General features: G+C 63.5%; 14 protein-coding genes. 11 read left to right on the top strand and 3 right to left on the bottom strand.

Translation table 11 applies throughout. The features are described from left to right. Nucleotides 1–256: 256 nt before the first annotated feature. The 9 genes from OZ411_RS19870 to OZ411_RS19830 all read left to right on the top strand — a co-directional run bounded on the left by OZ411_RS19870 (nucleotide 257) and on the right by OZ411_RS19830 (nucleotide 7,580). Entirely contained in the window at nucleotides 257–1,876 is a 1,620-nt protein-coding gene (locus OZ411_RS19870) for a GMC family oxidoreductase N-terminal domain-containing protein (protein WP_282529314.1), read from the top strand. A 133-nt stretch (nucleotides 1,877–2,009) separates the two neighbouring features. Beyond that, nucleotides 2,010–2,351: a helix-turn-helix transcriptional regulator gene (locus OZ411_RS19865; RefSeq protein WP_282529313.1), complete on the top strand. Its 342-nt coding sequence runs from the start codon at nucleotides 2,010–2,012 to the stop codon at nucleotides 2,349–2,351. Between the two features lie 5 nt (nucleotides 2,352–2,356). After that, nucleotides 2,357–3,265: an alpha/beta hydrolase gene (locus OZ411_RS19860; RefSeq protein WP_282529312.1), complete on the top strand. Its 909-nt coding sequence runs from the start codon at nucleotides 2,357–2,359 to the stop codon at nucleotides 3,263–3,265. Nucleotides 3,266–3,901: 636 nt separating this feature from the next. Then, nucleotides 3,902–4,045, top strand: coding sequence for a hypothetical protein (locus OZ411_RS19855; protein ID WP_282529311.1), 144 nt, complete (start codon nucleotides 3,902–3,904; stop codon nucleotides 4,043–4,045). Continuing rightward, nucleotides 4,042–4,755 carry a class I SAM-dependent methyltransferase gene (locus OZ411_RS19850; RefSeq protein WP_282529310.1) on the top strand — a complete coding sequence of 238 codons (714 nt, stop codon included), beginning with the start codon at nucleotides 4,042–4,044 and terminating at the stop codon, nucleotides 4,753–4,755. The genes OZ411_RS19855 and OZ411_RS19850 overlap by 4 nt, the downstream gene beginning before the upstream one ends. Nucleotides 4,756–4,887: 132 nt before the next feature. After that, nucleotides 4,888–5,838: a metallophosphoesterase gene (locus OZ411_RS19845; RefSeq protein ID WP_028167161.1), complete on the top strand. Its 951-nt coding sequence runs from the start codon at nucleotides 4,888–4,890 to the stop codon at nucleotides 5,836–5,838. Between the two features lie 14 nt (nucleotides 5,839–5,852). Further along, nucleotides 5,853–6,176, top strand: a complete 324-nt coding sequence (locus OZ411_RS19840) for a cupredoxin family copper-binding protein (protein WP_282529309.1) — start codon at nucleotides 5,853–5,855, stop codon at nucleotides 6,174–6,176. A gap of 91 nt (nucleotides 6,177–6,267) precedes the next feature. Continuing rightward, nucleotides 6,268–6,822: a sigma-70 family RNA polymerase sigma factor gene (locus OZ411_RS19835; RefSeq protein ID WP_282529325.1), complete on the top strand. Its 555-nt coding sequence runs from the start codon at nucleotides 6,268–6,270 to the stop codon at nucleotides 6,820–6,822. Beyond that, a complete protein-coding gene (locus OZ411_RS19830) occupies nucleotides 6,819–7,580 on the top strand; it encodes an anti-sigma factor (protein ID WP_282529308.1) in 762 nt (253 codons plus the stop codon). Before OZ411_RS19835 ends, OZ411_RS19830 begins: the two co-directional genes overlap by 4 nt. A gap of 95 nt (nucleotides 7,581–7,675) precedes the next feature. Here OZ411_RS19830 and OZ411_RS19825 read toward each other — a convergent pair whose 3' ends face one another. Both OZ411_RS19825 and hpnO read right to left on the bottom strand, forming a co-directional pair. Further along, nucleotides 7,676–8,080, bottom strand: coding sequence for a GFA family protein (locus tag OZ411_RS19825; RefSeq protein ID WP_130577156.1), 405 nt, complete (start codon nucleotides 8,078–8,080; stop codon nucleotides 7,676–7,678). A gap of 143 nt (nucleotides 8,081–8,223) precedes the next feature. Further along, nucleotides 8,224–9,615 (bottom strand): aminobacteriohopanetriol synthase HpnO, encoded by a 1,392-nt coding sequence (hpnO, locus tag OZ411_RS19820; protein ID WP_282529307.1) that lies wholly within the window; start codon nucleotides 9,613–9,615, stop codon nucleotides 8,224–8,226. A 104-nt stretch (nucleotides 9,616–9,719) separates the two neighbouring features. Here hpnO and OZ411_RS19815 point away from each other — a divergent pair, with 104 nt between their 5' ends. After that, nucleotides 9,720–10,424, top strand: coding sequence for a DUF2147 domain-containing protein (locus tag OZ411_RS19815; RefSeq protein ID WP_130577107.1), 705 nt, complete (start codon nucleotides 9,720–9,722; stop codon nucleotides 10,422–10,424). Here the strand turns inward: OZ411_RS19815 and OZ411_RS19810 are convergent. After that, nucleotides 10,365–12,983: an MMPL family transporter gene (locus OZ411_RS19810; RefSeq protein ID WP_282529306.1), complete on the bottom strand. Its 2,619-nt coding sequence runs from the start codon at nucleotides 12,981–12,983 to the stop codon at nucleotides 10,365–10,367. The genes OZ411_RS19815 and OZ411_RS19810 overlap by 60 nt on opposite strands. 446 nt (nucleotides 12,984–13,429) lie before the next feature. On the opposite strand from OZ411_RS19810, the gene ispH reads away from it, so the two are divergent. Beyond that, on the top strand, nucleotides 13,430–14,356 hold the full coding sequence (gene ispH, locus OZ411_RS19805) for a 4-hydroxy-3-methylbut-2-enyl diphosphate reductase (protein ID WP_282529305.1): 927 nt from the start codon (nucleotides 13,430–13,432) through the stop codon (nucleotides 14,354–14,356). The last annotated feature ends 9 nt before the right edge of the window (nucleotides 14,357–14,365 follow it).

Here is a 14,365-nt window from a genome sequence, read left to right as displayed (position 1 = left end):
ATCTGTGATTCAAACGTCTGTGATCTTTGTACCATGCAAGCTGCGGTCCACCCAACAGGCGCGGCTGGCTGCCCATGCCCAGCTATCATGGCTGGGACTTGTCCCGCCCACCCACGTCTGACTATTTGTTTGAGCATGATCTTCTCGGAAAACCGGTTTCCACTTTTCCGGATCATGCTCTACGACAGCAGAAAAATGCTTGAATGCCTGGAACATTTTCGAGCAACGCGGTTGCGGACGGGTGGAAAGCAAGAGAATGCCTGGGAAGCTCGAGGGTGATTTCGACTATATCGTCGTGGGCGCTGGCACGGCCGGCTGCATCATGGCCAACCGGCTCTCGGCCGATCCGGCAAAGCGCGTGCTGGTGCTGGAAGCCGGCGGCGACGATAACTGGATCTGGTTTCACATCCCGGTCGGCTATCTCTTCGCGATCGGCAATCCGCGTTCCGACTGGATGTTCAAGACCGAGGCGGAACCCGGCCTCAACGGTCGCGCGCTCGCCTATCCTCGCGGTAAGGTGATCGGCGGCTGCTCGGCGATCAACGCCATGATCTCGATGCGCGGACAGGCCGCCGATTACGATCACTGGCGCCAACTCGGCCTCACCGGCTGGGGCTATGACGACGTGCGGCCGGTGTTCCGTGGGCTCGAGGATCATTTCCTCGGGCCGAGCGAGGACCATGGCACGGGCGGCGGCTGGCGCATCGAGGCGCCGCGGCTGTCCTGGAAAGTGCTAGACGCCGTCGGCGATGCCGCGGAAGAAATGGGCATCAGGCGCATTCCCGATTTCAACACCGGCGACAATGAAGGCGTGAGCTATTTCCACGTCAACCAGAAGCGCGGCCGCCGCTGGTCTTCCGCGCGCGGCTTCCTGAAGCCCGCACTGCACCGGCCGAACCTGCGATTGGAAAAGAACGTGCTGGTCGATCGGCTGATCGTCGAGCAGGGCCGCGCCGTCGGCGTGCGCTTCATCCGCGGCAATGAGACCATCGAGGCCCGCACCAAGGGCGAAGTGATCCTGACTGCCGGCGCGATCGGATCGGTGCAGGTGCTGCAGCGCTCCGGCATCGGGCCCGCCGACTGGCTCGCTCCGCTCGGCATTGACGTCGTGCTCGACAGGCAGGGCGTCGGGCGCAACCTGCAGGACCATCTGCAACAGCGCGCGATCTACAAGGTCACTGGCGTGCGCACGCTGAACGAAACCTATTACTCGCTGGTCCGCCGCGGCCTGATGGGCCTCGACTACGCGCTGCGCCGCCGCGGTCCCCTGACCATGGCGCCGTCGCAGCTCGGCATCTTCACCCGCTCCGATTCCACCCGCGAGCGCGCCAACATCCAGTTCCACGTGCAACCGCTGTCGCTCGACAAGTTCGGCGATCCCCTGCACCGCTTCCCCGCGATCACGGTGAGCGCCTGCAATCTGCAACCGACCTCGCGCGGCACCGTGCGCATCCGCTCGGCTAAGCCTGACGAGAAACCGTCGATCGCACCGAATTATCTTTCGACCGACGAGGACCGCCAGGTCGCCGCCGATGCGATCCGCACAACGCGGCGCCTGATGAAGCAGAAAACGCTCGCGCAATACCGGCCAGAAGAATATCTGCCCGGCCCTTCCGTCGGCGATGACGATGCATCGCTCGCCAAGGCCGCCGGCGATATCGGCACCACGATCTTCCACCCCGTCGGCACCGCAAAGATGGGCACGGCCAACGATCCGATGGCCGTGGTCGACGAACGCCTGCGCTTCTACGGCATCGCCGGCCTCCGCGTTGCCGATGCGTCCGTGATGCCGACGATCACGTCGGGCAATACCAACACACCGACCGCGATGATCGCGGAGAAGGCTGCTGCGATGATTTTGGAGGACGCCAAGTAACAAAGCCCGTAGCCCGGATGAAGCGCAGCGTAATCCGGGAGCAATTCGCACGTGGCGGCAACCCCGGATTGCGCTACGCTCCATCCGGGCTACGTTGTCGCTACGTTCCCAAAGCAACCAAGGAAGATCAGCGATGAGCGTCAAGAAAAAAGTGCCCGCCCATACCAAGGGGTCCGGCAACATTTTCGCTGATCTTGGCCTGCCCAATGCCGAGGAGCATCAGTTGAAGGCGGCGTTGGTCGTTCAGCTCAAGCGGCTGATGGCCGAACGGGAGTTGACTCAAACGGAGGCCGCCAAGCTGGTCGAAATGAAACAACCCGACCTGTCGAAACTCCTGCGGGGTCACCTCAGGCTCGCGTCCGTGGAAAAACTGATGCGGATGCTCACTGCTTTCGACCAGGAAGTGGAAATCAGGTTGAAGCCGCATCGTAAGCGCGGCGAGGCAGGCCGGATCACGCTTATTTCTGCGGCGTAGAATGCATGGTCAGTCAGCGCCGCCTCTCGATCGGGTCTGCAGATAAGCACATTGCGCTGGTGCAATGGGGCGAGGAAGGCTCGCACCGGCCACCTGCACTTCTGCTTCACGGCACCGGTTTTGTGGCCAATGTCTGGGATGACGTGGCGTGCGATCTTGCATCCGACTACACCGTGTATGCACTCGATCGCCGCGGCCACGGCGACAGCCACAAGCCCGCGGCGAACTTCTATCACTTTCAGGACTACGCGCAGGACGTGTGCAGCGTCGTCGAGGAGCTCGGCCTGCACGACATCTACGGCATCGGCCACAGCGCAGGCGCAACCGACCTGCTGCTTGCCGCAAAACTACTGCCGGGACGTTTCGCGCGCCTGTTCGTGATGGAGCCGACCGTCATGGATCCGTGCGCGGCGCGCGACGGCGTGACGGGATTGAGCGAACGAGCAACCTCCTCCGTGCAAGGCGCCCTGCGCCGCCAGGCCGAGTTCGACAGTTTTGACGCGGTGTTCACCCGTTATCGCGCCGCGCCGGCATTTGCAGAATGGTCCGAGACTTCGCTCTGGGCCTATATCAGGCATGGCTTTGCGCCCCTGGAGAACGGAAGGGTACGGCTTCGTTGCACGCCCGAAATCGAGTCGCAGATCCTGCGCCCGATCTTCGAGGCGATGGAGCAGGTCTACGCCGGAGATGCGCGCGGCAATCCTTTCGGCTGGCTCAGTGAAATCGATTGCCCCGTGCGCGTGGCCACGGCCGAAAAGTCCTGGCCGATCTACAAGGAGATGGCATCACGGGCCGTCTCGCTCATTCCCGATGTCAGCGCGTGGAATTTCGAGGGCATCGGTCATTGCGTGGCGCAGGAAGCGCCGCCAATGCTGTTGCAGGCGCTGCGGGAATTCGCGCGATCGGAACGATGACGCCGGCTCACTGCAGCACCGCGGGTGCGCGGACTCATCGTTCGTGCCCAGGCTGGCTTGCTTTCGGTGGCACGACGATGGCGCCAGCGTTGGGGTGATGATCGTCGGCGAGCGCTCCCTGGCGGGCGCCATCACCTCGCATTCGTCCATCAAATAGGAACGGCCGTGTTCCATTCGCGCCGGCAACGGCCGGCGTGTGCGATTGTCCAGACTTAGTATCTTGCGCGTTGGCCGCGGTCGCGGCCAGAGCCAACACAAACGCGATTGCTGGTCTTGACATGACGGGCTTCTCCTCTTGCGCGCGGACGAACGCGCGGCGACACGACTTGGTTTCGGTCACCGTCGGGGAGGAACGGGGCGCCAGGATGGCAGCCATCTAGACGAACGCCGAGCCTTGGCTAGCTCTGCGCCGCCGTATGCGAGTTCGCTTCGGTGCCCGCCAGATCGAGAGAGTTTTGTCCAGCACGCGCCGACACAATACCGGCCGCTCACTTTGAGTTTTGTCGACCCTAGCTCGTCCGCAAACCATCAAAACGCCGAACGCCATCACGTAATAATTGAAGTTGCGAAAGATATGAAGGGACGTTATATCGTCGCGCAGCCGGGCACGCCGCGCCGCCACCGACGATCGGACTCATGAAACTCTACAACTTCCCCTTCGGCCCCTATCCGCAGCGGTTGACCATCTACGTCCCCGAAAAGGGCCTCACGGATATCGAACTGATCCACGTCCTGCTGCACATCGCCGAGCAAACGCGTCACCCTGGAGAGCGCGCATGAAGAATGACGCATCCACCGCTGTCGCGCCGGTTTCCGAGATCTTGCGCCACTTCAGCGATCCCGCAGCAGTCGCCCGCTACGCCGAGGATACGCCGCGCAAGGTGCCGGGCTTCGCCGATCTTCAGCGCATGGCGGCGCTGCTGCTCGTCGAACGCGCGCCGGAAGCGGCTGATATCCTCGTCCTCGGTGCCGGCGGCGGTCTGGAGCTGAAGGCGTTCGCCGAGGCAAGGCCGCGCTGGGGCTTCACGGGGATAGATCCCTCGGCGGAGATGCTCGATCTCGCGCGCAACGTGCTGGGGCCGCTCGCCTCGAGGGTCCGGTTGGTGCAAGGGTTGATCGAAGACGCGCCTGCCGGCCCCTTCGATGGCGCGACCTGCCTGTTGACGCTGCATTTCCTTTCGAAGCCAGGGCGCCTGCGCACGCTGTGCGAGATGCGGCAACGGCTCAAGCCGGGCGCGGCGCTCGTCGTGGCGCATCACAGCCGGCCGCGGGACGGCGCGCTCGAACGCTGGCTGACGCGGTCCATCATGTTCGCGAACGGCACGGGAGCCGATCCCGCGCAGGTGGCAGCCTCTGCCGCTTCCATGGCGCAGCGGCTGCCCGTTCTGTCCGCCGAAGAGGACGAAGCACTCCTCGCGGAAGCGGGCTTTTCCGACGTCGCCCTGTTCTACGCCGGATTCACGTTCCGAGGCTGGGTCGCAGCGGCCTGACGGCCGGAGATTTGCAGCAACTCACGAAATCGTCATCGCCTCGCGCCAATGGAGCTTCGCCGCCAGGAATAACCCCTCCCCTCGCCCGATCACGTCTCCGCTGGCCCAATCACGGGCGCATGGAGAACTGCGATGAGCGAGTTCGATCACGACCACAGGGATGAAGAGCGCGGCGTCAGCCGCCGCCGGGTGCTGGAGTGCATGACCTGGGCGGGCACCGGCGTGCTCTGGACAGTGGCGGGCGGCGTGCCGCGCTCGCTCGGCATGGTCGGCTCGGCGCAAGCGGCCGAGGCCTCTGGCATGACCTTCCTGCAGATCAGCGACAGCCATGTCGGCTTCGACAAGGCCGCCAATCCGAACGCGCTTGGCACGCTGGAAGAAGCAATCGGCAAGATCAACGCCATGCCCGCGAAACCCTCCTTCATGATCCACACCGGCGACATCACGCATCTGTCGAAGGCCGCCGAGTTCGACAATGCCGAGCGCGTCATCTCGCAGGCCAAGCTCGACGTGCATTACGTGCCGGGCGAGCACGATCTGATCGACGAGGAAGTCAAGCTCTACAAGGAGCGCTACGGCCGCGGCACCAGGGGCGCCGGCTGGTATTCGTTCGACGCCGGCGGCGTGCACTTCGTCGGCCTCGTCAACGTCGTCGACCTCAAGGCCGGAGGCCTGGGCAATCTCGGCGCCGAGCAGCTCGAATGGCTCGAGGACGATCTGAAGGGCCGCTCGAAATCGACCCCGATCGTGCTGTTCGCCCACATCCCGCTATGGACCGTCTATCCGACCTGGGGCTGGGGCACCGAGGACGGCGCACGCGCGCTGGAATATGTGAAGGGCTTCGGCTCGGTGACGGTGCTGAACGGGCACATCCACCAGGTGATGCAGAAGGTCGAAGGCAACGTCACCTTCCACACCGCGCGCTCGACCGCCTTTCCGCAGCCGGCGCCCGGCACTGCGCCCTCACCGGGCCCGATGAAGGTCGAGGATGCCAAGCTGCGCAGCGTGCTCGGCATCGCCAGCGTCAACTTCAAGCAGGGGCAGGAGCGCCTCGCCATCATCGACACGCCGCTGCAGGGCTGAAGAGGGACAGGTTCATGAGCACGATCAATCGCCGTGACTTCGGCATCGCCGTCGCCGCGGCCATGCTGCTCCCCGCCAGCGCTGCGCGTGCCGCCGATATGGAAGTGCATATCGACAACTTTGTTTTCCAGCCCGCGCAGCTCGACGTGAAGGTCGGCACGACCGTCACCTGGACCAATCGCGACGACATTCCGCACACGGTGGTGTGCGCGGGAAAATTCAGGTCGAAACCCATGGACACCGACGGCAGCTTTTCATTCACCTTCACGGAGGCCGGCGAGTACAAATATTTTTGTTCGCTGCACCCGCACATGACAGGCATGATCAGGGTCGAGTAAGTTGGCAATCTCTGCCAGCGCAACCCTGCCCGGCCGGCGGATCGACACCGGCCGGGCCAAGACATTCGCCGCACAAACCGGGCATGAGGCGATGAAAGCGTCGGAGGAAGATCCCGAGAAGGCGCGGCGCTTTCGCGAGGCCGCACTGCCTTATCTCGACGATGCCTATACACTGGCACGCTATCTCCTGCGGGACGCCAGCGATGCCGAGGATGCGGTGCAGGAGTGTTTCCTGCGCGCCTACAAGCATTTCGACAGCTATCGCGGGCCGGCAATGAAGCCATGGCTGTTCGCGATCCTGCGCAATGTCTGCCGTGCCGAATATGCGCGCCGCGCGGGCATCAAGACCGGCGCGATCGAGGACGTCGCCGACAGCGCGGATGCAACCCCGCTCTGGCATGAGGCGCAGGAGACGCCGGAGACGCAGATGCTGCGCGAGAAGGATTCCGCGGCAATTCGCCGGCTGATCGCGGCGCTTGCCGAACCGTTTCGCGAGACCTTCGTGCTCCGGGAAATCCAGAACCTTTCGTACCGCGAGATCGCCGATGTTGCGGCCGTCCCCGTCGGCACCGTGATGTCGCGACTTGCCCGCGCCCGCGCGATGCTGCGCTCGGCGTGGCTCGCGGAACAGGAGCAAGCAAAATGACCTGCGAGGAAGCCGAGGTGCTGCTTCAGGCGCTGATCGACGGCGAGCTCGACGCGGGACATGCGCGCGAGGTCGAGGACCACATCGCAGGCTGCCCGCGCTGCACGGAGCTGGCGAAAGACTATCGCGCGATGAGCCGGATGATCGCGGAAAAGGGTGCAAGCTACACTGCGCCGCCCGAGTTGCGACGGCGCATCGAGGCCGCGCTGCCGCAGCCGAAGGCCGCGCCAAGCCGCCGCGCGGTGCTGCGCGGCTTCGCGCTGGGATCGGCGGTCTCCGCGATGGCTGCGACCGGGCTCGTCGCCGTCATCCTGCGCAATGACGATGACACACGCGTCCAGTCGGAACTGGTCTCGGCGCACCTGCGCTCGCTGCAGGCCGGCCATCTCACCGACGTGCTTTCCACCGACCAGCACACGGTCAAGCCGTGGTTCAACGGCAGGCTCGATGTCGCCCCGCCCGTGATCGACCTCACCGCCCTGGGCTTCACCCTGATCGGCGGACGCCTCGACTATGTCGACGCCCGCCCGATCGGCGCCGTGGTCTATCGAAGGCGCCAGCACGTCATCAACCTGTTCGTCGCGCAGACATCAGACACCGAGCGCCACGCCGCCAGGACGAGCCAGCGGCAGGGCTTCAACATCCGCCACTGGAGCGATCACGGCCTGAACTTCTGGGCCGTCAGCGACCTCGCCGCCGACGAGCTCGCCGAGTTCGGCGAGAAGTTCGAGACGGCGATGCGGACTCCAGCTTCGTAGCCCGGATGGAGCGAAGCGTAATCCGGGGTTTGCTTGCGACACTGTTCCCGGATTGCGCTTCGCTTCATCCGGGCTACAGGATCCTGGTGGTGCTGCTATTGCTGCGGCGGGTATCGGTCGAATACGGGCAGCTCGTGCGCGCGTTCCATCCATTGGATCCGCTCGGCGACCTGGACATGGATCATTGGCGGAACGACGTCAGGATCATCATAGGTTCCGCTCTGGATATCAATGATCCCGGGCAGCATCTGCTCATTGACGTAAAAAAGACCGGTGCCGCAATTCGCGCAAAAATGCCGGCGGCCGTGCTCGGATGATTCGTAGACCTTGGGCTGCCCTTGGGTCACCTTGACGGCAGCGGCGGGATACATCGTCCAGGCGACCATCGGCGCGCCGGCGTGACGTCGGCAATCCGTGCAGTGGCAGAGCGCGTGCGTAAGGGCTTCACCTTCAACCTCGTAGCGGATGGCTCCGCAATGACAACCGCCTGCAATGTGCATTTCATCTGCTCCCAGGTCGTTGACAGAGTGATTTAGCATTGTAGCCCGGATGGAGCGCAGCGTAATCCGAGAACCGGTTCGCGAACGACCATGATCCCGGATTACGCTTCGCTTCATCCGGGCTAAGGAAGCCGCAGAATTAATCAGGCCGACTTGCGCACCGCGTTGTCGACCAGCGTCTTGCCGAGCGACCAGATCGCGCCGGGGACCTTGTGGCTGCCGGCGATCACGGTGTCGAAAGCCTTTTCGATCCAGGTGCAGTCGTCCTCGGTGAGGACGAGCGGCGGCAGGAGCTTGATGGTGTGGAGGCCGTGGCCGGCGACCTGGGTCAGGATCTTGTGGTCCTTGAACAGCGGCACGGTGATGAGCTGGCAGAACAGGCCTTTGTTCGCGGTCTCCAGCACGTTCCAGGATGCGCGCAGGCGCAGCGACTTCGGCGGGCCGAACTCGATGCCGATCATCAATCCCTTGCCGCGGACTTCCTTCATCAGCTCGTAGCCTGGCAACATGCGCGTCAGCGCGAGGCGGAGCTCGGCGCCGCGCTTGGCGGCCAGCTCAACCAGCTTCTCGGCCTTGATGACGTCGAGCGTTGCGATGCCGGCGGCCATCGCCAGATCGTTCTTCGAGAATGTCGAGCCGTGCACGACGGCGCGATCCATCTGGTTGAAGATCTTGTCGAAGATGCTCTTGCGCGTCAGCAGCGCGCCGACCGGGACATGACCGCCGGACAGCGCTTTCGCCAGCAGCACCATGTCGGGCTCGACATTCCAGTGCTCGACGGCGAGGAATTTGCCGGTGCGGCCGATGCCGGTCTGAATCTCGTCGGCGACGAACAGCGTGCCATATTTCCGGCACAACGCCGCAGCACCGGGCAGGAATTCGTCCGAGGGCATGTTGACGCCCTTGCCCTGGATCGGCTCGACGATGAAGGCCGCGACCTGGCGCGACGACAGCGCCTGCTCGAGCGCGGCAAGATCGTTGAACGGAATCTGGGTGCAGCCGGGCAATAGCGGCTCGAAGCCGGAGCGGAAGTTCGCATCGTCCATCAGCGACAGCGCGCCATAGGACAATCCGTGAAACGAATGCGAGCAGGACACGATGCCGGGCCGCCCGGTCGCGCCACGCGCGAACTTGATGGCGGCTTCTACCGTCTCGGCGCCCGAATTGGAAAAGAATACCTTGTCCAGATATGGCACATATTCGAGGAGGCGCTCGGCCAGGATGCCGGCGAGCGTGGACACATCGAGCTGCACGAGGTTGGGCAGATCGGCATCCAGCACGCTCTTCAAGGCCTGGCGCAGCGCCGGGTGGTTGCGGCCGATCGCAAAAACGCCAAATCCGCTGAGTAGGTCGAGATACCGTGCCCCCTCACGATCGAAGAGATATTGGCCTTGCCCTTTCTGAAAGCCGACGTCATAGCCGATGGTTTTGAGCACGCGCACGAGCTGCTCGTTCAAGTAGCGCGCGTGCAGGGAACTGCGCTGCGCCTGGCGCTCCACAAACATCTCGGAAACGTCTAGATTTGAGCTTAGCATCGGCTACATACGTCGGTTGATGGTCATTTCGTCAACTCAAAACGCCGAATGCGGCGTTTTGCCCCCAAGCTTTGGCCCTTGTACACTTAAGCACAGGTAAGACCATGTTGCACTGCCCACCCAAGCTCGCGCGCACCATAGCATACTCGGGATTCGTTTTGGCGAGCACAATGGTCCCAGCGCTGGCCGCGGATCCGACCGGCGACTGGCGCGTGGCTGACGGTGTCGCCCATATCCGGGTCGCACAATGCAACGGCAGCCTCTGGGGCGCAGTCGCCTGGGAGAAGACCCCCGGCGGCAAGGATACGCAGAATCCGGACGCCGCGAAGCAAAGCCGGCCCACGCTCGGCATGCCGATCCTGATCGACATGAAGAAGAAGGCGGGCACGGATGCGTGGGAGGGCCAAGTCTATAATGCCAAGGACGGTCAGCTCTACAGCTCTACGATCAAGCCAATTGGTTCTGACAAGCTCGAGATTCAAGGCTGCGTGCTGGGCTTTCTCTGCGGCGGCGAGACCTGGACCCGCGTTGGGCCTCCGATTGCCTCCAGCGCCGCCAACAGCACGCCCCCTGCCAACAGCATGGCCAAGGGCGCCGCACCCGCACCCAAAGGGGCAGCCCAGTCAGCCGCTCAGACGCCGCCCAAAACCACGGGCTCGGTGAGCTCGGCTCCCGCCACCGCGCCGGCCGCGTCGTCCAAACAGCAGACGGGCCAGAAGCAGGCAGCAGCCGCCCCAGCCGCCGCCCCATCAGGTGACGTCGTCGGCGATATCTGCGTCCTTCCGGACGTCGCGCGGTTTACCCATTAATGCCGGCTGGAAGAGCAGCACCGCGGCGAGAGTCGTGACCAGCGAGAGCGCGAGCAATTTACCCATGCTCGCGGTTCCTGGATGACTTGAAAGCCACAGGCTGCCGAACGCGGTTGCCGTGGTCAGCGCGCTGAAAAAGATTGCCCGCGTCAGGCTCGATTGCAGCAGATTCGTTCTGCCCTGACGCCAGGCAGTGACGTAGTAGATCTTGAAGGCGACACCGACGCCGAGCAACAGCGGCAGCGCGACGATATTGGCGAAGTTGAGCGGCAGCCCGATCAGCACGCAGATTTCCAGCGTCACGGCGCCCGCGACCAGAAGCGGCACGATCGTCATCAGCACGTCGGCGATGCGCCGCAGCGTCAGCCAGAGCAGCAGGCTAATCACGATCAGCGACCAGATGCCGGCGTGGATGAACGCCTTCACCACGGTATCGCCGGACTTCAGGATCGAGACCGGGCCGCCGATCGCCGTCGGCTCGGCCGCAAGCACGGCGGCCGCGAACTTGCGCAGCGTGTCATTGTCGTTCGGATCACCCTTCGGCAGGACCTCGACCCGTATCAGCCCGTCCTTGGCCTTCCATTCACGTACCAGCTCCTCCGGCAGCGACTTCAAGGTGACGGTCTGGGCCTGCAGCATGTCCCTGAGCTGGTCGAGCACCACCTTGAGTGGCGAAACGAAGACGTTCTGCGCCTTGTCGCGCGTCGCCTGATTCGAATCGGCGAGCTTGGTCAGCGCATCCGCAAGCCGGCGTGCAGCCACCGCGCCCGCATTCTTGATGTCGCCGGCGGTCTTGCGGAGGTTGTCGGCCGAGCTCTTCAGGGACTCGACATTCTCCTGGTCGGTCGGCGGCGCATCGATCGAATCCGGATTGAGCGCCGGGTTGAGCATCTTCGCCGCCTGCGCGATCAGCTTCAGCTTGGCAGGCTGATCGGTCGGCACGAAGCTGTCGAGCGAGCGGACGCTCAACACTTCCGGCAGCTTTTCCAGCCTCTCCTCGATCTTCCTGGCGTCGGCTTCCGAATGCGTCATCACGTTGATCGCATTGGCGCCGGTGTTCGGGTCGCGCCTCAGATCGAGGAACGTCGCGATCGATTCGACCTGCGAGTTGCGCAGGTTGATCGGGTTGAAGTCGAACTTCATGTAGTAGAGCAGCGGCAGGCCGGCGATCACGAGGGCGAGCGTGCTGATGATGATCGCGACGCGATGCTTCTCCAGGAAATGGTCGACGGGCGCGAGGAACGCGTAGCCGACCGGCTCCTTCTCGCCGGGCGGATTGAGCAGGTCCAGGAGCGCCGGCAGCGTGGTGATGCTGGTGAGGAACGCGATCAGCATGCCCGCGCCGGCGATCTTGCCGAGCTCGGAAATGCCCTTGTAGTCGGTCGGCAGGAAGCACAGGAAGCCCGCGGCGGTCGCCATCGCCGCAAGCGAGAGCGGCACCGCCGAGCGGCGTGCCGCATTCTCCAGCGCCAGCGTCAGGTTGTCGTTCTTGAAGCGTTCGGAGCGGTAGCGGACGCTGAACTGGATACCGAAATCGACGCCTAAGCCTACGAACAGCACGGCAAAGGCGATCGACAACAAATTGAGCGAGCCGACCATCATCAACCCGACGGCGGTGGTGATCGCAAGCCCGATGAACAGGTTCAGGAACACGGCGAAGATGATCTTGGCCGAATGCAGCGCGAGCCACAGGATCACCAGCACGATCAGCACGGTGCCGATGCCGTTGACGACGGCGCCATCCTGGACGGTGGCATATTCCTCGTTGGCGATCGGCACCGGTCCGGTGAGGCGGACGCGCGCGCCATATTCGCTTGGGAATTTCAGGTCTGCGGCCGCCTGCCGGATCGCATCGGTGGCCGCCTTACCGGGCTCCAGCGCCTGATAGTCGAGCACCGGCTTGAATTCGATGAAGGCGCGCTTGTCCGAATCGGTCAGCGGCTTGTCGCTGGTGAGCTCGCGCCAGGAGAAGGTCGGATTGCCCTTGTTGCTGAGGACATCCTCGACCGTCTGCGAGATCAGGTTGAAGGGCCGAGCGGCGTTCTCGAGCTTGGCCTGCCCGCGCTTGATGCCGGCAAGACCCGTCTCCAGCGCACCGGTGAGGCCGCGGATCGAGGGATCGCCGGCCATGATCTCGATCAGGGGTGCGGCGGATTCGAGCTCGCCGGTAACCTGGGCGACCTCCTCGGTCGGCAGGAACAGAAGCCCGTTCTTCTCGAAGAATTCGCCGGAGCCGAGCGGCGTGACCGATTCGAAATGATTGGTGTCACCGGTGAGCTTCTCGGCCAGCGCCTTGGCGGCAAGGCCCGTGAGCTCCGGCGTCGGCGCCTCCACGACGGCAAGAATCAGGCGCTCGCGGTCGAAGGCTTGCTCGAACTGGATGTCACGCTGGCGCCAGTCCAGGTTGGGCGAGATCAGCGTATTGATGTCGGTATTGATGGTGAAGTTGCGCGCCGCGTAATAGCCCGCCGCGACCGCTGATATCAGCGAGAGGACGACGACAGGGATGGCAAACCGCGTGCACGCCTTAACAATCGAGACAACAATACGTGTCAGCACTTCATTTCTTTCTGATCACAGGAAGCACGCCGAAAACGCCCGCTATCTAGCGGAGTTCCCAGGGCCGATCTAATGTTGTTTTGACCGCCCGACCGCTGGTTCACGAAGAAGCGTCGAAACGGGCCGGAACGGCGTTGGGCGCGGTATATCCCGCCCCAGCGGGCAATAAAGTGACGAACAAGTGAGATGGGGTGGGCATTAATGCCGCAGTTTTAGGTATTTTAATACCTTAAACCGGCGACCCGAGTGATAACCATTCCGTAATCCGGCTTTCCTAGACGCTCATTTTTTGACACAAAGCGCTCTTCTTCCGTGTGCTTGGGGGTGGGCTTAAGTGCAGGAACTGGTGGTGCGGATATTGCAGCAGGCAGGACCTGCCGGCTGCAGGACGTCCGGCCGCGCGGGTTTTCGGATCAGATTGGTGCAATTTGCTTAACGGGCGTCCTATGGAGGTTTTTCTAGCGCAGCCGCGGGGGTTTTGCGCGGGCGTGGTGCGCGCCATCGAGATCGTCGAGCGCGCGCTCGAGAAATACGGGCCGCCGGTCTATGTCCGACATGAGATCGTGCATAACAAATACGTCGTCGAGAGCCTGAAGAACAAGGGCGCGATCTTCGTCGAGGACCTTTCCGAGGTTCCGGCGAACGCGGTGACCGTGTTCAGCGCCCATGGCGTGGCGCGCAGCGTCGAGGAAGAGGCCGCCGCACGCGGCCTGCCGGTGCTCAATGCCACCTGCCCGCTGGTCACCAAGGTCCACAATCAGGGCAAGCGCTATATGTCGAAGGGCCGGTCATTGATCCTGATCGGGCATGCCGGCCACCCCGAGGTCGAGGGAACCATGGGCCAGGTTCCAGGCCCCGTGCTGCTGGTCCAGAGCGTCGAGGATGTCAACGCCCTGACGCTGTCGGCCGATACGCCGATCGCCTACATCACCCAGACCACCCTGAGCGTAGATGACACACGTGAGATTATTCTGGCGCTCCAGGCCCGGTTTACAGACATTCAAGGCCCTGACATCCGAGATATCTGCTATGCCACACAGAACCGCCAATCCGCGGTAAGGGACCTGAGCAAATTGGTGGATGTCATCCTGGTGGTGGGGGCCGCCAACAGCTCCAATTCCAATCGGTTGCGCGAGATCGGCACCGAAGCCGGCGTCGCCAGTTACCTCATTGCCGATGGCGGCGAACTCAACCCCGAATGGCTGAAGAATGCAAAGACCGTCGGCATCACGGCGGGCGCGTCGGCGCCCGAAGTGCTGGTCGACGACGTGATCGAGGCGTTGCGGCGCACCGGACCGGTCAAGGTGTCGGTCCTGCCGGGCCGGGAAGAGAACATCGAATTCCGCCTGCCGGCCGAACTGACCGCGGGCTGACCCAAACTT

The organism is Bradyrhizobium sp. Arg237L, from assembly GCF_029990105.1.
Taxonomy (GTDB): Bacteria; Pseudomonadota; Alphaproteobacteria; order Rhizobiales; family Xanthobacteraceae; genus Bradyrhizobium.
This window is presented reverse-complemented; position numbering and strand designations above follow the sequence as displayed.